Below are 18,321 nucleotides of genomic sequence, written 5' to 3' on the forward strand. Positions count from 1 at the left end.
TTCTCTCTCCTAACAGTACTCTATTATTCTATCATGAATTCAGGTATATAAATGTTACAAAAATGTTACAAATTTTACAAAATGAATAAATTTTTCTAGAATATCGGAATTTTTGTTATAATGGTTCTATGAAAAATATTATTATTACAGCAACAGCAGAGAGTGTTGAGCAAGCGCAAGCCCTGATTGATGCAGGGGTTGACCGAATCTATGTCGGTGAAAAAGATTACGGATTACGATTGCCTCAAACTTTAAGCTATGACGAAATAAATCGAATTGCCCAACTGGTCCATGCTGCTGGCAAAGAATTGACAGTAGCTGTAAATGCACTCATGCACCAATCGATGATGGATTCAATCAAGCCTTTCCTAGATTTTCTAAAGGAAATTCAGGCTGATTATATTACTGTCGGAGATGCGGGCGTTTTTTATGTCTTGAAACGAGATGGCTATCCATTCAAAACCATCTACGATGCCTCAACCATGGTCACTTCTAGCCGCCAGATCAACTTCTGGGGAAAACAAGCAGGAGCTTCTGAAGCTGTTTTGGCTCGTGAGATTCCATCTGCCGAATTATTCGTAATGGCTGAGAATCTTCAGATTCCAGCAGAAGTCTTGGTCTATGGTGCTAGCATTATCCACCATTCGAAACGACCTCTTCTTCAGAATTATTACAACTTTATCAAGACAGAAGAATCTGTGACCAAAGATCGCGATCTGTTCTTAGCAGAACCAGGAGATCCCAATTCTCATTATTCAGTCTACGAGGACAAACATGGAACCCATATCTTCTCAAACAATGACTTGAATATGATGACCAAATTGTCTGAGTTGGTAGAACATGGCTTTGATCATTGGAAACTCGATGGTGTCTACTGTCCGGGTGAAAACTTTGTCAAGATTACAGAGTACTTTGTCAAGGCCCGTGATTTGATTCAAAAAGGAACATTTACACAGGATCAAGCCTATCTGTTTGATGAAGAAATTCGCAAATTGCATCCAGCTAATCGTGGTTTGGATACTGGTTTCTATGATTATGAACCAGATCGTGTAAAATAAAAAAAAAACTAGGGCTTCTTCGTTTGTGAGTTTTCCTTTTTCAGGGAACGAAGAGGCTATTCATTATATCGACAATCTTGTAAATTGGAGAAAACATGACAAATACAAAAAAACGTCCAGAGGTCTTGGTACCTGCTGGAACATTAGAAAAATTAAAAGTTGCCGTTAATTATGGGGCAGACGCTGTGTTCGTTGGTGGACAGGCCTATGGTTTGCGTAGCCGTGCCGGAAACTTCACCATGGATGAGCTTCGTGAAGGTATCGAATATGCTCATGCACGTGGCGTAGATGTACACGTCGCTTCGAACATGGTAACCCATGAGGGAAATGAACAAGGGGCTGGTGAGTGGTTCCGTGAATTGCGGGATATGGGCCTTGATGCCGTGATCGTCTCAGACCCGGCCTTGATTGAAATCTGTGCAACCTATGCACCTGGACTCAATATTCACTTGTCTACGCAAGCTTCTGCAACCAATGTGGAGACCTTTCATTTCTGGAAAGAATATGGCTTGACCCGTGTCGTCTTGGCCCGTGAGGTATCCATGGAAGAGTTGGCAGAGATCCGTAAGCGTACCGATCTTGAGATCGAAGCCTTCGTTCATGGAGCCATGTGTATTTCCTATTCCGGTCGTTGTACCCTTTCTAACCACATGTCTGACCGGGATGCCAACCGTGGTGGTTGTTCTCAATCTTGTCGTTGGAAATACGATCTCTACGATATGCCATTTGGTCAAGAACGCAAGAGTATCAAGGGGCAAGTCCCAGAAGAATACTCTATGTCAGCCGTGGACATGTGTATGATCGAAAATATTCCAGACATGATTGATAATGGGGTTGATAGTTTGAAGATCGAAGGCCGGATGAAATCTGTCCATTACGTATCAACAGTAGCCAACTGTTACAAGGCAGCTTGTGATGCCTATATGGAAAGTCCAGAAGCCTTTTATGCCATCAAGGATGATTTGATCAATGAATTGTGGAAGGTTGCTCAACGTGAATTAGCAACTGGATTCTACTACCAAACACCGACTGAAAATGAACAACTGTTTGGGGCACGTCGTAAGATTCCTCAATACAAATTTGTAGGAGAAGTGGTGGACTTTGATCCATCTACCATGACTGCGACGATTCGCCAACGGAATGTCATCAATGAAGGCGACCAAGTGGAATTCTACGGACCAGGCTTCCGTCATTTTGAATGCCAGATCCAAGACTTGCATGATAAGGATGGAGTGAAGATTGATCGCGCACCAAATCCGATGGAACTTCTCACGATCACTGTCCCACAAGAAGTCAAGCCAGGAGATATGATTCGTTCTTGCCAGGAAGGTTTAATCAATCTCTACTCAAAAGATGGGGCAAGTAAAACCGTTCGAGTGTAACAAAAAAAGAGAGGGTTAAACCTCTCCTTTTTGTTGGGCGATGCGAATGTTATTGGGGACCAAACTGATTTTCTGGATTTCAGAAATCCGAATAATCGTGGACATACTCTTTTTAAAATTTTTCACGATCAGTTGTCGGCGTTCTTGGTCATACTTGACAATATCGCCTGTAAAACTCTTGTTTGAAAAAATAACATGTACCCCTTGTTTTTTTCGCAATGCTTGTTGAATGATGTCAATAATTCTCTCATCTTCTAATGGGGCAGGGGTATTGACTTTTCCATTGAAAAATTCATTTGCTCGGTCTTTAACGATCTCGAGAAATTTTTTCATAGCTAAATTCTCCATAACTTGATACAATATATTATAGATAATTTCAACGATTTTGTAAATGATTTACGAATATTAGAGATGAGAAGGCAAGAAAGGAGTCGTGAAATGACAGAATTTTCATTCCAAATCGAAGAACATTTACTGGTCTTGTCAGAAAATGACAAGGGTTGGACCAAAGAATTGAACCGTGTGAGTTTTAATGGTGCTCCTGCTAAGTATGATATCCGGACCTGGAGTCCCGACCATACAAAGATGGGAAAAGGCATTACACTCACGAACGAAGAGTTTCAAGTCATGCTCGATGCATTTAAAAATTAAGAAAAAGGGTCCTTCAAGGACTTCTTTTTTTGTTATAGTCTAAGGCTATATAGATATCAAAGATATTAGATTATCCCAAACCCTTGTTTGTCAGGTGTTGGACTGCTATAATGGTTGCATTGATGAATTAATGTAAAACTTATAGGAAAGAGGGAATCATATTGACACATACACATGCACCTTATCGCGTAGACCATGTTGGTTCATTTCTTCGTCCAGCAGCTTTGGTTCAAGCTCGTGAAGATTTCGCAGCTGGAAAAATCAGTCAGGCTGACTTAACAAAAGTAGAAGATCAGGCGATTCGTGACCTCGTTGAAAAAGAAATTGCCGCTGGTCTGAAGTCAGTAACTGATGGAGAATTCCGCCGAGCTTATTGGCATTTGGATTTCTTCTGGGGCTTTGGGGGCATTGACCATGTCCAAGCTGCTCAAGGTTATCAATTCCATGATGAAACAACCAAGGCGGACTCAGCACTTGTCGTTGGAAAAATCACAGGAGCCAATCATCCATTTGTAGAGCATTACAAGTTCTTGCGGGATCTTGTGGCAGATGTAGATGGTGTAGAGGCTAAATATACCATTCCAGCTCCTGCGCAATTCTATTTTGAATTGATCCGTGATGCAGAACATGTAGAACAATTGAATACCATCTATCCTGATTTTGCGGCTGTTCGTTTAGACATCAAGCAAGCCTATCTTCAAGTGATTCAAGATTTGTATGATGCAGGTCTTCGGACTCTTCAAGTAGATGATTGTACTTGGGGTGTCTTGGTAGATGATAATTTCTTGACGGCTTGGGGAGCAGCTCAAGGCAAGTCAAAAGATGAGGTTCGCCGAGAACTCGCTGATCTCTTCTTGACCTTTAACAACGATGTCTACCAACATGTTCCAGCTGGTTTGACCGTCAATACGCACGTTTGTCGTGGGAACTTCCATTCTACTTGGGCTTCATCAGGTGGCTATGCGCCGATTGCCAAAGAACTCCTTGGAGAAGAAGCAGTCAATGCTTACTTCCTAGAGTTTGATACTGATCGGGCTGGTGGTTTTGAACCACTTGCAGAAGTAACTCCTGGAAAAGGTGTGGTATTAGGCCTCTTGACATCTAAGAGTGGTCAATTGGAGAACAAGGACGAAGTGATTGCTCGTATTAAAGAAGCAAGTCAGTATGTACCTTTGGAAAATCTTTACCTGTCTACTCAGTGTGGCTTTGCTTCGACAGAAGAAGGAAACATTTTGACAGAAGAAGACCAATGGAAAAAAATAGGTTTGATTAAGGAAATTGTCGCTGAAGTTTGGGGCGAATAAGGAGGAAGAAACATGTCAGATTTACTAAGTATTTATAAAGAATTGCAAGCTAAAAAATGGGTGGACTTGAGTCACCAAATCAATGCGGAAAGTCCACACTTCCCAGCCCTTCCTGCTTTGCAACAAGAAGATCTTTTCACATTAAAAGATGGTTTCCATGTTCAAAAATTTACAGTGGTTGGTCAATACGGAACGCATATTGATGCACCGATTCACTTTGTAGAAGGGGGTCGTTGGTTGGATGAGATTGACCTCAAAGATCTCCTCTTGCCACTTTATGTTATCGACAAGTCTAAAGAAGTTGCTGCCAATCCAAACTTTATCTTGAGCAAACAAGATATCTTAGACTTTGAGGCAGAGCATGGACAAATTGCTGAGGGTGCTTTTGTTGCCTTCCGTAGTGATTGGTCAAAACGTTGGCCAGATCAAGATGCTATGCGCAATCTTGATGAAAATGGTGTTCAACAAAGTCCAGGATGGAGCCGTGAAGCCTTGGAATTCTTGATTCATGAACGCCATGTTAAGGCTGTGGGTCATGAAACCTTTGATACCGATGCAGGTATTCCAGCAGCAGAGCATGGCTTGGTCAATGAATACTACCTCTTGGAACAAAATATCTACCAAGTTGAAGTCTTGAACCAATTGGACCAAGTTCCAGCTGTAGGTTCTTTGATTTCGATTGCTTTCCCTCACTGGGACAAGGCAACTGGTTCACCTGTCCGTGCCATTGCCATCTTACCATAAACAAAGAAAAAGAGGCTGGGACAAAAGTCCTAGCCTCTCAATTATTTTTGGATTGTCGAGCAAGACGCAGTGGTTGAGTGGGCTCTACTACGCTGATTTCATCAGCTTTTACAGCCCTACTCAACTGTGCGGAGGTGGGACGACGAAATCGAATTCTAACGAATTACCGATTTCTGTCCCACTCTCTTATTTTTTATCTCATTGTCACAAATTCTTCGGATCCGGTTGGGTGAATGGCGACAGTTGCATCGAAATCGGCTTTTGTCGCTCCCATCTTGATAGCAACTGCAAATCCTTGGATCATTTCATCGACTCCGTAGCCAAGACCATGAAGGCCAACGACCTTTTCTTCGGGACCGGCAGTGATGAGTTTAAATTTTGCTTGCTGGCGGTGTTGGGTTACAGCAGTGTACATGGAAGCAAATTGAGAAGTATAGACTTTGATATTCTCTTTACCATAAGTTTGCTGGGCTTCTTCCTCCGTTAGGCCAACGGTTCCGATAGCCGGGTGAGAAAAGACAACAGTCGGGATGTTTGTATAATCTATTTTGGCATTGACTTTTCCATTGAATAGTCGTTCAGAAAGAGTGCGTCCAGCTTTTATAGCGACAGGAGTTAATTCTTTTTCTCCTGTGACATCCCCAAGAGCATAGATTCCTGGAATAACTGTATTCTGGTATTCATCCACTGCAATGAATCCTTTTTCATTTAAGGTGACGCCTGCAGCTTCTAGATTGAGATCCTGGACATTTGGTTTTCGTCCTGTTGCCCAGATAACATGATCTGCCACGTGGCTGGTCATATCTTCAAAATAAATCTTCACACGACCATCTTCTAATTTTTCAAGCTTCATGGGAACCTTGTGTTTGTGAAGCGGAAGGTTTTGTTTTTCCATTTCTTCCATTAAGCCATCGACAATGTAGGAATCAAACTTTCTTAATGGACGATCACCGCGAACGAAGAGATCGGTTTGAACACCAAGGGCATGGAGCACACCGGCTAGTTCCACTGCGATGTAGCCAGCTCCAATAATGGCAACAGATGTAGGAAGTTCTTCCCAAGCAAAGACATCATCAGAAGTTTCGCCAAATTCAGCTCCAGGAACAGAAGGAATAAAGGGATGGGCACCGGTCGCAATTACGATATGCTTGGCCTTAATGGTTTCTCCATTTACCTCAACCGTATGAGCATCCACAAAACGGGCACGTCCTTCAATTCGTTCAACCCCATTGCGTTTGAAACTGCCATCATAGGAATTACGGGAACGGTCAATATAGGCTTCACGATTTTTTCTTAAGGTTGCAAAATCAAATTTTGTCTGTTCAGAAGTAAATCCATAGTCTGGTCCATAATCGCGAATTGCTTCTGCAATTTGTGCACCATACCACATAATCTTTTTAGGCACACATCCTCTGTTGACACAGGTGCCACCCAATTGTTTTTCTTCAATGACAGCAGCGCGCGCTCCGTACTCTCCAGCCCGGTTCATCGTAGCGATTCCTCCACTACCTCCACCGATTGAAATAATATCAAATTCTTTCATGTTTTCCTCCTAAATGGGACTTCAGTTTGATTGTAATATTAACTGTTACAAAAGTCAAGGGTTTAGCATGTTACCAAGCATTTAAATTTCATGTTGCCGTGTCAATTTTAGATAGAAAAGTAAGGAAATATGGTATACTATGGTATAGAATAAAACGCTTTCTTTGATGGAGAAAAACGATGAAGAAATTGAAAAAATGGCAACTATTTGCAGCTGCAGGTGCAGCTATTGCGGTGATTGGAACAGGAAGTGTGATGGTGTTTTCGCACCCAAGTACTCCTGATCAAGCAATCACGAAAGAAACTCCAATGGTGCAAACGGTCAAGGATGGATCGATCGCTTCTTCGGTCTTGTTAACTGGGAAAGTCACTGCCAACCAGGAACAGTATGTCTATTTTGATGGAACCAAAGGGGATTTGCAGTCGATTTTGGTCAATGTAGGAGATCAAGTAACAGCCGGTCAGCCGATTGTTCAGTATAGCAGTACAGAGGCCCAAACCGCTTATGATGCAGCCGTTCGTGCTGTCAATAAGGCAGATCGTCAGTTAAATGATTTACTGACAAATGGTGTGACCATTGATACGACAGGAGATGAAGAAGCAGATGCCAAATCAGCTTCGCAGACCCAACGAACAGTCGATTCTCAAGCTAGCGATTTACGAGATGCTAAGTCAGATGCGGTCGATAATATGAACAAGGCTAAGGCTCTTCTGGATGCGACAACAGTTAGGAGTAATACAGATGGTACCGTGGTCGAAGTCAATAAAGATGTTTCAAAATCGACTACAGGGACCAACCAAACTTTGGTTCACATTGTGAGCAACGGAAATTTACAAGTCAAAGGGGAATTGTCTGAATACAATTTGGCCAATATCTCTGAAGGTCAGGAAGTGGTCCTCACTTCCAAGGTATATCCGGATAAAACCTGGACAGGAAAGATTTCTTATGTAGCCAACTATCCGACCGACGCGGGTCAAACAGGTGCCAATGCAGCAGGTGGAACACAAGGAAGCGGTGGAGCCAAGTACCCATTTACAGTGGATATTACCAGTGAGATTGGAGAACTCAAACAAGGCTTTTCTGTCAATATTGAAGTCAAAAGTTCTACTCAACATCCCCTTGTTCCCGTGACAAGTGTCATGGCTGATGGGGATACGAGTTATGTATGGACGGTCGAAAATGGCAAGGCTAAGAAAGTAAAAGTGACGCTTGGTAACGCCGATGCTGAAAACCAGGAAATCTTGTCAGGCTTGAAGAAAGATGCTCAAGTTATTGTGAATCCTAATGAGAAACTGGAAGATGGAAAAGAGATCGGAAAATATGACAAAATTGATTGAACTAAAAGGAATCAATAAAACCTATAAAAATGGGGATCAGGAACTTCGTGTCTTAAAAGACATCGATTTAGAAGTCGAAGAGGGAGAATTTGTGGCCATTATGGGTCCATCTGGCTCAGGAAAATCGACCTTGATGAACGTCATTGGCTTGTTGGATCGCCCGACCAGTGGAGAGTATTTTCTAGAAGGTCAGGAGGTTGGAAATCTCAGTGAGAAAAAATTAGCACGTGTTCGTAATGAACAGATCGGTTTTGTCTTTCAACAATTCTTTCTTCTCTCTAAACTCAATGCCTTTCAAAATGTAGAACTGCCTCTCATTTATGCGGGGGTTCATCCTGCTAAACGGAAGGAATTAGCTGAGCAGTACCTTGAAAAGGTAGAGCTCCATTCTCGCATGCACCATTTGCCTTCAGAGCTCTCAGGGGGTCAAAAACAGCGGGTTGCGATTGCTCGAGCCCTTGTCAATCAGCCAGCCATCGTCTTAGCAGATGAGCCGACTGGAGCCCTAGATACCAAGACGGGGGAGCAAATAATGGACTTGTTAACCAAGCTAAACCAAGAAGGAAAAACCATTATCATGGTTACGCACGAGCCAGAAATTGCAGCCTTTGCGCATCGTCGCATTGTCATTCGTGATGGAGTGATCTCCTCAGATAGCAGGCTGGAAAGGGGGACCTAATGCAAAATTGGAAATTTGCAATCAGCTCGATTATGAGCCATAAATTACGGTCTTTCTTGACCATGGTGGGGATCATTATAGGAGTTGCCTCTGTTGTTGTCATCATGGCACTGGGAGATGGTATGAAGGCTGGTGTCACCAAGACCTTCACCAAAGACCAAGAGTATGTACAAATCTCTTATTCTCCGAACAAGAGTGGCTATGTGACAGGAATCAATATTGGCCCTTCTGATGATACTGGAGAAGGAGAAGGCGGAGGCGAAAGTGGCCCTGCAGCTGAAGACCGAGGGATGGCTGCTCCATCGGATATCGATGGGGAAAACGCTGAAGATGTTGATGGTCAAGTCCAAGAAGCACCACCAGTTGTGCAAGAATCTTGGGTTAAGGAATTAACCAAGATTCAAGGCATCGATGGTTACTATGTTAGCAATACCTCCAATGCAACCATTGCTTTTCAAAAGAAAAAAGCAGACGGTGTGAACATCCAAGGGGTAAATGAAACCTATTTTTCTGTCAAAAAGGTTGAGCTCTTATCTGGGCGAAAATTAACTCCTTCAGACTATAGTAATTTCTCCCGGGTGGTGCTCCTTGATGAAGGATTGGCCCAACAATTATTTGGAACGGAGAATCCACTGAATCAGGTGGTCTCTGTTGGAGACAACAATTATCGCGTCGTTGGTATTTTCAAGGATCCAAATGCCGGGACAGCCCTCTATGGAGCTTCTTCAGGTGGAAGTGCCTTGATGGCCAATACCCAGCTGGCTTCTGAATTTGGAACAGACGAGATTCAGAACATTGTCGTTCACGTTCCAAATGTGAAAGAAATCAAATCTGTTGGGATCGAAGCTGCTCAAAAGCTAACGGAGCTTTCAGGTGTTCGACAAGGAGAATTCCAAATCTTTAATTTGGATAGCATCCTAGAGGAAACCAATAAAGTAGTAGGAATTATGACGACAGTGATTGGTGCCATTGCTGGGATTTCCCTCTTAGTTGGTGGCATTGGAGTCATGAATATCATGTTGGTTTCTGTTACTGAGCGGACGAGAGAAATTGGTCTTCGCAAGGCTTTGGGAGCAACTCGGGGTAAGATTCTGGTTCAATTTTTGATTGAGTCGATGGTCTTAACCATCATTGGTGGACTGATTGGACTTGGCCTTGCTTATGGTGTGAATAGCTTGATTACTACACTCGCAGCAGCTTCCCTAGAAGGACCACCGATTATTTCCTTAAATGTCGCCATCGGCAGTATTATTTTCTCTGCTTTTGTAGGCATCATCTTTGGAATTTTACCAGCGAATAAGGCTTCTAAGTTAAACCCGATCGAAGCACTGCGTTATGAATAAAAAAATAGGAGCGGGTCAGGATGAATGGTTTAAGATTCTCCACGCTCCTTTTTGATGCTGTTTTGGAATAGCTTGTCGAAACCTTGTCTTATACAGGTCAAACTATTTGGACAGTCAACGACGGTCTTCCGATGTTTTTGAGTATTCATTCAAGAAGCTGCATTTTTTCTTCCATCTTATTTTTGTTTAATTGGTAAATATTAGTGAATTTCTGGCCTAAATATGATAGAATAGGGGAGAATAACTTAGGAGGTTCCAAATGACTACTGAACATATGGAAGAATTGAATGACCAGCAGATTGTCCGTCGTGAGAAAATGGCGGCCCTTCGTGAACAAGGAATCGATCCATTTGGGAAACGATTCGAACGCACTGCAAATTCAGGTCAATTAAAAGAAAAATATTCAGAATTAGATAAAGAACAACTCCACGAATTGAACGAAACAGCAATTATTGCCGGTCGTCTCGTAACCAAACGTGGAAAAGGAAAGGTTGGCTTTGCCCACCTTCAAGACCGTGAAGGTCAAATTCAGATCTACGTTCGTAAGGACGCTGTTGGAGAAGAAAACTACGAAATCTTCAAAAAAGCAGACCTTGGTGATTTCCTTGGTGTTGAAGGGGAAATCATGCGCACAGACATGGGTGAACTTTCGATTAAAGCAACTTATATCACTCACTTGTCAAAAGCCCTTCGTCCTTTGCCTGAAAAATTCCACGGACTTTCAGACGTTGAAACCATCTATCGTAAACGTTATTTGGATTTGATTTCAAACCGTGAAAGCTTCGAACGCTTTGTAACCCGTTCAAAAATCATCTCTGAAATCCGTCGTTATTTAGATGGTCAAGGATTCCTTGAAGTGGAAACACCAGTGCTTCACAATGAAGCTGGGGGTGCGGCTGCCAAACCATTTATCACTCATCACAATGCACAAAACATTGACATGGTGCTTCGTATCGCGACTGAGCTCCACTTGAAACGTTTGATTGTTGGTGGGATGGAACGCGTTTATGAAATCGGACGGATCTTCCGTAACGAAGGAATGGATGCTACTCACAACCCTGAATTTACTTCGATCGAAGTCTACCAAGCTTACGCTGACTTCCACGATATCATGGACTTAACAGAAGGCATTATCCAACATGCTGCGAAAGCGGTCCATGGTGATGGTCCAATTGACTATCAAGGAACAGAAATCAAAATCAACGAACCATTCAAACGGGTTCACATGGTTGATGCGATTAAAGAAATCACAGGTGTTGACTTCTGGAAAGACATGACCTTTGAAGAAGCTGTAGCACTTGCAAACGAAAAACATGTACCAGTTGAAAAACACTACACAGAAGTGGGACAAATTATCAATGCCTTCTTCGAAGAATTCGTTGAAGAAACCTTAACACAACCAACTTTTGTTTACGGTCACCCAGTAGCAGTGTCCCCATTGGCTAAGAAAAATCCAGAAGATCCACGCTTCACTGACCGTTTCGAACTCTTCATCATGACCAAAGAGTATGCGAATGCCTTCACCGAATTGAATGATCCGATCGATCAATTGCAACGTTTTGAAGCACAAGCGCGTGCCAAAGAATTGGGAGATGACGAAGCTACAGGCATTGACTATGACTATGTTGAAGCCCTTGAATATGGTATGCCACCAACAGGTGGACTTGGAATTGGTATTGACCGTCTCGTTATGTTGTTGACAAATGTAACAACAATTCGTGACGTCCTTCTCTTCCCAACTATGAAATAAGCTAAAAGAAAACACTGATCGCAAGATCAGTGTTTTTTAGTCTTCCATATAAGAGGTGTCGTTCCAAGTGTCTAAGTGATAGTGCTCAAAATCATCTGTTGTCAGAATCGTCACGCTGGCATTATCTAGTCCGCCATTTTTGCGAAGTTCTCCTGTGTCATAACCAAGCAAGGTTCGAATAGAAGCTGTCAAATTAGCCCCATGTCCAACGATGAGAACGGTATCGAGCTCTTTTCCTTTCAGGCTTTTTACAAAATCACAGGTACGTTTGGTCGTTTCATAGACAGATTCTGCATCAAAGATTTCATTTTGAAAGCGGGCTAGGTTATGGCGAAAGGCATCCATTTGTTGGGGATAGATAGCTGAAATAGTAGAAATTTTAGCTCCTTCCAATTTTCCCAAATTCCATTCACGAAGAGCAGGCGTTGCTTGCAATTCTAGAGGTGTTTCCAATTGATCGAGGAGGATCTGTGCGGTATGGACTGTTCGTGGTAGATCACTTGCAAAGGCTGCATCAAAAGGAACAGTAGCCAGGTGCTTTCCTAATTTTTCAAGCTGATGAATAGAGGCTGGTAACAGCGGAGAATCGCCATTTGATCCCTGAAAACGTCCTTCTTCATTCCATTCTGTCCGTCCGTGTCGAATAAAATATAGTTTCACAATCTTGTCTCCTTCTCTGTCATTATTCTAAAATATCTGCAAAAGTCGCTTGTACGAAGTCTGCTAGAAGTTGTGGTTTGATTTGAATACTATGGCCGATTTCCCCAGCAGATACGATCATGGTTTCTAACTGAAGGGCTGATTCATCGATAAAGATTGGGAAAGAATGCTTTTGACGAATGCCCACCGGATTATTGGCCCCATGAATATAACCAGTTGTTTTTTCGAGATCCTTTTGAGGAATCATAGCCACTTTCTTATTGCCCGATAATTTGGCCAATTTTTTCTCTGAAAGATGCTCCGTGATAGGAATGATCCCAATCACAGGCCCTGTTTTATCTCCTTTGAGAGCTAGGGTTTTGAAAATAGTAGAGCGATCAATCCCTTCTGGTAAGATCCCTTCTAAAGCGTTGATTTGTAAGCCTACGTGCTCAATTTTTGCTTTAGTCAAGATCTGCTCGACTAAGGTTTTTTTCACTTTATTTTTTTTTGCCATGGCTTTCTCCTTTTCTCTTTTTCTCTACAAAATCAGATTTCATTAGACCATTATAACATATAATAGCGACGATATTGTCTTCTCCTTAAAAATAGAAAACAGCAGAAAAAGTGAAAACCACTTGATCTGCTGTTTTAAGGCTATGAGGAAGAGCCATCTTTTTGTACCTTGAAAAGTTTCCGATAAATCGCTTCTTGGTCTTGCGTCGGAGCAATTTGGTTGAGATCCAAGTAGTGTGAGAATCCATTTAATTGCCCTTGAGAGGTATATTGATGCAAGTCGTATTCCGTGTTGGTATCTGGCGCGGCATTATAGTAGCCATCATCAAATCCATAAGTAGGAATCCAAAGAGCCGTAAATTTATCAGTGGAGATACTATGTTCTTCCATGAAGTAGGTTCCGATATAGAGTCCAATATTTTTTGCACCCAAAGCTTGTAGTTTTGCTCGGAAAGCTTCAACGCCTGCATTCATATCCTTCATGGTTTTTTCCTCAACGTCTAACCAATAGTAGGTCGGTTTGTAAGGAGAAGCAGCCTTGTAAAATTCCTCTGCTTCTTTTTCCATTTCTTTTTTATCCTTAGCAGCGACATAAGCATAGACTGCGACAGGGATATTTCGTTTTTGGAATTCTTGGATATGGGTTTTAAAAGATTTATCCAGACCATTTAAGTAGGTTGCTGCATTTTCCTTTTTAGCTTGAGCCCCACTATGGACACGAACGATCACACCTCCCACATTTTGGGAGAGGACATCGTAATCAATTTCACTAGGCAATTGCCAGCCTGAGATATCAATGATCGGGCGGCCAACCAGTTCTGGATTGATGTCTTCTTCTTTTTTAGAAGAAGAGCTTGCAGTAGTTGTTTTTCGAGGTGTATTGGAGTTCGGAATGGTTTTAGTTGTTTCTTGTCGCTCTCTGGCTTGAAGATCGGCAATCGTTCGTGAAAGAACGAGAAAAGAAATGATACCGATAAAAAAGACTAAGAGAACAACGGGTTTTATCCTTTTTCTCATACAGAAACATTTTACCGTAAAAAAAACGAAAAGGCAAAACTTAATGCTTAAAAGATGCTGATTTCAGCTATTATTTTCAAAAAAAAGGAATCTTTTCATCGAAAAAGGATAAAAATATATGAAAATAAGAAGAATGATCAGAATATTTCTTGAAAATAGGGAAGAAGCCGAATCTTTTCTGGCCTTTCCTTGGTTTTGCTTCTTAAAAATGATATAATGAAGGTTGAACATTAGGAATATGGTGAATTATGAAAATTGAAAAAAGACATCTTTTAAATTATTCCATCCTCATTCCCTATTTGATTTTATCCATCATTGGCTTGATTGTTGTCTATTCGACAACAAGTGCCTTGGCAATTCAAAGTGGAGTGAGTTCGATTCGGATGGTCCGGACACAGGGGCTCTTTTTTATCCTAAGTCTCCTAACCATCGCCTTGATTTATAAATTTAGCTTAAAGTTTCTTCGAAATAAAAAAGTGCTGGCTTTTGTCATTTTTATTGAAGTGATTTTGTTGATTCTGTCTAGGTTTATCACAGATACCGTCAATGGAGCTCACGGTTGGTTGACGATTCCTGGAGGGTTTAGTATCCAGCCGGCAGAATACCTCAAGGTGATCTTAGTCTGGTATCTAGCCTTGATCTTTTCTAAACGACAAGACGAGATACGCGATTATGATTATCAAGCCTTGACCCATAATGAATGGATTCCAAGGAATTTAAACGATTGGCGTTGGCTGACCTTGATTCTGATTGGAATCGTTGTGATTATGCCGGACTTGGGAAATGCGACGATCTTGGCCTTAACGGTCTTGATCATGATTACGGCTAGTGGAGTGGGCTACCGTTGGTTTACCTCTTTACTTGGTTTAGTTGTTGGAGTATCGTCCATTGTCCTTGGTTCAATATGGATCATCGGTGTGGACCGTGTCGCTAAAATTCCAGTCTTTGGTTATGTAGCCAAACGTTTTAGTGCCTTCTTTAATCCCTTCAATGACTTGTCTGGCGCAGGTCACCAATTAGCTAATTCCTACTATGCCATGAGCAACGGTGGTTGGTTTGGCTTGGGACTTGGAAATTCCATTGAAAAACAAGGTTACTTACCAGAAGCGCACACAGATTTTGTGTTTGCGATTGTGATTGAAGAATTAGGTTTTGTTGGAGCTAGCTTGATCCTTGCTCTCCTATTCTTCTTAATCCTTCGGATCATTTTAGTCGGTATTCGAGCAAAGAATCCTTTTAATTCAATGATGGCCATTGGGATCGGTGGGATGATCTTAGTGCAAACCTTCATTAACATCGGAGGAATTTCTGGTTTGATTCCGTCTACAGGAGTGACCTTCCCCTTCTTATCCCAAGGGGGAAATAGTTTATGGGTCTTATCCGTAGCGATTGCTTTCGTTTTGAATATCGACGCTAGTGAAAAACGGGCCAAGATGGAACAAGAAGGCATGGTTTTTGAAGAAAAAGGTAAAATCAAACCTTATTATTAAAAGGGAATTGTTGAATGGCTATTCAAAAAGGAGAAAAAATGGTCTTACAAAAATTAGAGAACTTCACAAATAAAGATATTATCAAAGAAGAAGCCGAAATCTTAACCAATTTATTAGATGATATTACGAAAAATTTGGTTCGTCCGGAAACCTTTGATAAAATTAGGCAGTTGAAGGATCTATCAAAAACACAGAACTATCGTGAGTTAAATCAAATAGTGGAACAATTGACAAATGAAGAAATGACAGTGATTTCACGTTATTTTGCCATTTTACCACTCTTGATTAACATCTCAGAAGATGTCGATTTGGCCTATGAAATCAATCATTTGAATAACGTGGATGGTGATTACCTCGGAAAACTTTCTTCAACCATTAAAGAAGTTGCGAAGAATGAAGATGCCCAAGAAATTCTTGAAAATCTCAACATTGTACCGGTTTTAACAGCCCATCCAACTCAAGTGCAAAGAAAGACTATGCTGGATCTGACCAATCATATCCATGCTCTTCTTCGTCAACACCGGGATGTTAAAGCGGGATTGATTAATGAAAACAAGTGGTATAATAACCTTCGTTGTAATATTGAAATCATGATGCAAACGGATATGATTCGTGACAAAAAATTGAAGGTGACAAATGAGATCACCAATGTCATGGAATATTACAATAGCTCCTTTTTACAAGCTGTTCCAAACCTTATGCTGGAATACAAACGCTTGGCAAAAGAGCATGGATTAGAACTCGAACAACCACGTCCGATTACAATGGGAATGTGGATTGGGGGAGACCGGGACGGAAATCCTTTTGTAACTGCTGAGACCTTGAAACGTTCAGCAACCATTCAAAGTGAAGTCATTTTGAACTATTACATCGAAAAGATCTCTAAATTATACCGTCATTTCTCACTTTCAACGAGTCTTTCTAAAACAAGTGAAGCAGTAGCTGAAATGGCAGCCCTATCAAGTGATACATCTGTCTTTCGTGAAAAAGAACCATACCGTCGTGCTTTCCACTATATCCAGTCAAAATTGATCCAAACCTTGGTCAACTTAAAAGAATGGACGATGGTTGGGGAAACTAGAGAAGATCGTTATGCTGTCGAGAGGTTATTAGGAGCAAACGCTCATCAACAAGGGCCAGTTTCTGATTATATCGGCAATCGTATCTCTGGAGCTTTAAAGAAAATTTCTGAGAAAGATGCTCCAGCTTATGCCTCTGCTCAAGAATTCAAAGAAGACCTTGAAAAGATCAAAGATTCCTTGTTAGAAAACAAATCAGAGTATTTAATTTCTGGTGAGTTAGCAGAACTTCTAGAAGCCATCGATGTTTTCGGATTCTATCTGGCCTCTATTGATATGCGCCAGGATTCTAGTGTGCATGAAGCCTGTGTAGCAGAATTATTGAAATCAGCAGGGATTAATGACCATTATTCTGATTTATCAGAGGATGAAAAGTGTCAGGTTCTCTTGAAAGAACTCTTAGAAGACCCACGGATTTTATCAGCCACCCATGCTGAAAAATCTGAACTGCTTGAAAAAGAACTAGCAATTTTCCAAACGGCCCGTGAATTGAAGGATCGTTTAGGAGAAGAAGTCATTCGTCAAAACATCATTTCTCATGCAACAAGTGTGTCAGATATGTTGGAATTGGCTGTGATGTTGAAAGAAGTGGGCTTAGTTGATACTGAAAAAGCTCGCGTGCAAATCGTACCTTTGTTTGAAACAATCGAAGATTTGGATCATTCAGAAGAAACTATGAGAAGCTACTTGTCTCTTCCAATTGCCAAACGTTGGATTGCTTCTAAGAACAACTATCAAGAAATTATGTTAGGTTACTCGGATTCTAACAAGGATGGTGGCTACTTGTCTTCTTGTTGGACCCTCTTTAAAGCCCAACAACAATTGACCGCTATCGGAGATGAGTTTGGAGTGAAGATTACCTTCTTCCATGGACGTGGTGGTACCGTTGGACGTGGTGGAGGTCCAACCTATGAAGCCATCACGTCTCAACCGTTGAAATCTATTAATGACCGTATCCGCTTAACGGAGCAAGGGGAAGTGATCGGCAATAAATACGGGAACAAAGATGCCGCCTACTACAACCTTGAGATGCTTGTTTCTGCAACTATTAACCGCATGATTTCAGAACAAAAGAGTCCATTTTCTATGTTTGATCGTTTCGGGGAAGTCATGGATAAAGTCGTGAATCGCAGTTACGATATCTATCGTGATTTGGTCTTTGGAAATGAGCACTTCTATGATTACTTCTTTGAATCAAGTCCGATCAAAGCTATTTCTAGCTTTAATATTGGTTCACGTCCTGCTGCTCGTAAGACCATTACAGAAATCGGTGGTTTGCGTGCTATCCCATGGGTCTTCTCATGGTCACAAAGTCGGGTGATGTTCCCTGGTTGGTACGGAGTAGGTTCTAGCTTTAAGGAATTTATCGATGAGGATCCTGAGAATATCGAAACCCTTCGATACATGTATAAAAACTGGCCTTTCTTCCAATCTCTCTTGTCAAATGTGGACATGGTCTTATCCAAAGCCAACATGGATATTGCCTTTGAGTACGCTCAATTGTGTGAAGAAGAAGAAGTTCGCAATATCTATCAGATTATCTTACATGAATGGCAATTGACCAAGGACATCATCTTGATGATTGAGGAACAAGACGAGTTGCTCGCGGAGAACCCTTATCTGAAAGAAAGTTTGGACTATCGGATGCCGTACTTTAACGTCTTGAACTATATTCAGTTAGAACTGATTCGACGTCAACGGACCGGCCAATTACCAGCCGATCAAGACAAGCTAATCCATATTACGATCAATGGAGTGGCTACAGGATTACGTAATTCAGGTTAAAAAA

General features: G+C 41.5%; 16 protein-coding genes. 11 read left to right on the plus strand and 5 right to left on the minus strand.

What is annotated here, in order from left to right:
• Window positions 1–128: 128 nt before the first annotated feature.
• Both HMPREF2704_RS06315 and HMPREF2704_RS06320 read left to right on the plus strand, forming a co-directional pair.
• Window positions 129–1,058 carry a peptidase U32 family protein gene (locus tag HMPREF2704_RS06315; RefSeq protein WP_045759685.1) on the plus strand — a complete coding sequence of 310 codons (930 nt, stop codon included), beginning with the start codon at window positions 129–131 and terminating at the stop codon, window positions 1,056–1,058.
• A 95-nt stretch (window positions 1,059–1,153) separates the two neighbouring features.
• Window positions 1,154–2,440, plus strand: a complete 1,287-nt coding sequence (locus HMPREF2704_RS06320) for a peptidase U32 family protein (RefSeq protein ID WP_003002878.1) — start codon at window positions 1,154–1,156, stop codon at window positions 2,438–2,440.
• A gap of 15 nt (window positions 2,441–2,455) precedes the next feature.
• On the opposite strand, the gene HMPREF2704_RS06325 is transcribed toward HMPREF2704_RS06320, so the two are convergent.
• Complete coding sequence (locus tag HMPREF2704_RS06325) at window positions 2,456–2,788, minus strand: hypothetical protein (protein ID WP_070588806.1); 333 nt, start codon at window positions 2,786–2,788, stop codon at window positions 2,456–2,458.
• A gap of 90 nt (window positions 2,789–2,878) precedes the next feature.
• Here HMPREF2704_RS06325 and HMPREF2704_RS06330 point away from each other — a divergent pair, with 90 nt between their 5' ends.
• From HMPREF2704_RS06330 to HMPREF2704_RS06340, 3 genes are all read left to right on the plus strand, one after another.
• On the plus strand, window positions 2,879–3,091 hold the full coding sequence (locus HMPREF2704_RS06330; RefSeq protein ID WP_049515359.1) for a YdbC family protein: 213 nt from the start codon (window positions 2,879–2,881) through the stop codon (window positions 3,089–3,091).
• Between the two features lie 161 nt (window positions 3,092–3,252).
• Window positions 3,253–4,395 (plus strand): 5-methyltetrahydropteroyltriglutamate--homocysteine S-methyltransferase, encoded by a 1,143-nt coding sequence (locus HMPREF2704_RS06335; protein WP_070846014.1) that lies wholly within the window; start codon window positions 3,253–3,255, stop codon window positions 4,393–4,395.
• A gap of 12 nt (window positions 4,396–4,407) precedes the next feature.
• Window positions 4,408–5,139: a cyclase family protein gene (locus HMPREF2704_RS06340; RefSeq protein ID WP_003008090.1), complete on the plus strand. Its 732-nt coding sequence runs from the start codon at window positions 4,408–4,410 to the stop codon at window positions 5,137–5,139.
• Between the two features lie 193 nt (window positions 5,140–5,332).
• Here the strand turns inward: HMPREF2704_RS06340 and gorA are convergent, their stop codons facing one another.
• Window positions 5,333–6,682, minus strand: a complete 1,350-nt coding sequence (gorA, locus tag HMPREF2704_RS06345) for a glutathione-disulfide reductase (protein ID WP_070466298.1) — start codon at window positions 6,680–6,682, stop codon at window positions 5,333–5,335.
• Window positions 6,683–6,861: 179 nt separating this feature from the next.
• Between gorA and HMPREF2704_RS06350 the strand changes: the two genes are divergently transcribed.
• The 4 genes from HMPREF2704_RS06350 to lysS all read left to right on the plus strand — a co-directional run bounded on the left by HMPREF2704_RS06350 (window position 6,862) and on the right by lysS (window position 11,791).
• Window positions 6,862–8,019 carry an efflux RND transporter periplasmic adaptor subunit gene (locus tag HMPREF2704_RS06350; RefSeq protein ID WP_070466297.1) on the plus strand — a complete coding sequence of 386 codons (1,158 nt, stop codon included), beginning with the start codon at window positions 6,862–6,864 and terminating at the stop codon, window positions 8,017–8,019.
• On the plus strand, window positions 8,003–8,698 hold the full coding sequence (locus HMPREF2704_RS06355) for an ABC transporter ATP-binding protein (protein ID WP_070466295.1): 696 nt from the start codon (window positions 8,003–8,005) through the stop codon (window positions 8,696–8,698). The genes HMPREF2704_RS06350 and HMPREF2704_RS06355 overlap by 17 nt, the downstream gene beginning before the upstream one ends.
• The gene (locus tag HMPREF2704_RS06360) at window positions 8,698–10,041 is read left to right on the plus strand and encodes an ABC transporter permease (RefSeq protein WP_070846016.1); all 1,344 of its coding nucleotides are present in this window, start codon (window positions 8,698–8,700) and stop codon (window positions 10,039–10,041) included. Before HMPREF2704_RS06355 ends, HMPREF2704_RS06360 begins: the two co-directional genes overlap by 1 nt.
• Window positions 10,042–10,300: 259 nt before the next feature.
• Entirely contained in the window at window positions 10,301–11,791 is a 1,491-nt protein-coding gene (gene lysS, locus HMPREF2704_RS06365; RefSeq protein WP_070846018.1) for a lysine--tRNA ligase, read from the plus strand.
• A gap of 36 nt (window positions 11,792–11,827) precedes the next feature.
• Here the strand turns inward: lysS and HMPREF2704_RS06370 are convergent, their stop codons facing one another.
• From HMPREF2704_RS06370 to HMPREF2704_RS06380, 3 genes are all read right to left on the minus strand, one after another.
• On the minus strand, window positions 11,828–12,451 hold the full coding sequence (locus tag HMPREF2704_RS06370; protein WP_031574000.1) for a histidine phosphatase family protein: 624 nt from the start codon (window positions 12,449–12,451) through the stop codon (window positions 11,828–11,830).
• 22 nt (window positions 12,452–12,473) lie between these two features.
• Window positions 12,474–12,947, minus strand: a complete 474-nt coding sequence (locus HMPREF2704_RS06375; RefSeq protein ID WP_024055351.1) for an aminoacyl-tRNA deacylase — start codon at window positions 12,945–12,947, stop codon at window positions 12,474–12,476.
• A gap of 140 nt (window positions 12,948–13,087) precedes the next feature.
• Window positions 13,088–13,963 (minus strand): GH25 family lysozyme, encoded by an 876-nt coding sequence (locus tag HMPREF2704_RS06380; protein WP_049472442.1) that lies wholly within the window; start codon window positions 13,961–13,963, stop codon window positions 13,088–13,090.
• Between the two features lie 248 nt (window positions 13,964–14,211).
• On the opposite strand from HMPREF2704_RS06380, the gene ftsW reads away from it, so the two are divergent.
• Together ftsW and ppc are read left to right on the plus strand one after the other, a co-directional pair.
• Entirely contained in the window at window positions 14,212–15,453 is a 1,242-nt protein-coding gene (gene ftsW / locus HMPREF2704_RS06385; RefSeq protein WP_070466291.1) for a cell division peptidoglycan polymerase FtsW, read from the plus strand.
• Between the two features lie 38 nt (window positions 15,454–15,491).
• Window positions 15,492–18,317 carry a phosphoenolpyruvate carboxylase gene (ppc, locus tag HMPREF2704_RS06390; RefSeq protein ID WP_070466713.1) on the plus strand — a complete coding sequence of 942 codons (2,826 nt, stop codon included), beginning with the start codon at window positions 15,492–15,494 and terminating at the stop codon, window positions 18,315–18,317.
• Window positions 18,318–18,321: the final 4 nt, after the last annotated feature.

Source organism: Streptococcus sp. HMSC076C09 (genome assembly GCF_001837905.1).
Lineage (GTDB): Bacteria > Bacillota > Bacilli > Lactobacillales > Streptococcaceae > Streptococcus > Streptococcus parasanguinis_I.

Excerpts from the sequence above, each read along its gene's own strand:
- lysS (WP_070846018.1), top strand. The coding sequence starts at position 10,301 with ATGACTACTGAACATATGGAAGAATTGAATGACCAGCAGATTGTCCGT.
- ftsW (WP_070466291.1), top strand. The coding sequence starts at position 14,212 with ATGAAAATTGAAAAAAGACATCTTTTAAATTATTCCATCCTCATTCCC.
- ppc (WP_070466713.1), top strand. The coding sequence starts at position 15,492 with ATGGTCTTACAAAAATTAGAGAACTTCACAAATAAAGATATTATCAAA.
- HMPREF2704_RS06325 (WP_070588806.1), bottom strand. The coding sequence starts at position 2,788 with ATGGAGAATTTAGCTATGAAAAAATTTCTCGAGATCGTTAAAGACCGA.
- HMPREF2704_RS06360 (WP_070846016.1), top strand. The coding sequence starts at position 8,698 with ATGCAAAATTGGAAATTTGCAATCAGCTCGATTATGAGCCATAAATTA.
- HMPREF2704_RS06375 (WP_024055351.1), bottom strand. The coding sequence starts at position 12,947 with ATGGCAAAAAAAAATAAAGTGAAAAAAACCTTAGTCGAGCAGATCTTG.
- HMPREF2704_RS06380 (WP_049472442.1), bottom strand. The coding sequence starts at position 13,963 with ATGAGAAAAAGGATAAAACCCGTTGTTCTCTTAGTCTTTTTTATCGGT.
- HMPREF2704_RS06320 (WP_003002878.1), top strand. The coding sequence starts at position 1,154 with ATGACAAATACAAAAAAACGTCCAGAGGTCTTGGTACCTGCTGGAACA.
- HMPREF2704_RS06340 (WP_003008090.1), top strand. The coding sequence starts at position 4,408 with ATGTCAGATTTACTAAGTATTTATAAAGAATTGCAAGCTAAAAAATGG.
- HMPREF2704_RS06315 (WP_045759685.1), top strand. The coding sequence starts at position 129 with ATGAAAAATATTATTATTACAGCAACAGCAGAGAGTGTTGAGCAAGCG.
- HMPREF2704_RS06350 (WP_070466297.1), top strand. The coding sequence starts at position 6,862 with ATGAAGAAATTGAAAAAATGGCAACTATTTGCAGCTGCAGGTGCAGCT.
- gorA (WP_070466298.1), bottom strand. The coding sequence starts at position 6,682 with ATGAAAGAATTTGATATTATTTCAATCGGTGGAGGTAGTGGAGGAATC.
- HMPREF2704_RS06355 (WP_070466295.1), top strand. The coding sequence starts at position 8,003 with ATGACAAAATTGATTGAACTAAAAGGAATCAATAAAACCTATAAAAAT.
- HMPREF2704_RS06330 (WP_049515359.1), top strand. The coding sequence starts at position 2,879 with ATGACAGAATTTTCATTCCAAATCGAAGAACATTTACTGGTCTTGTCA.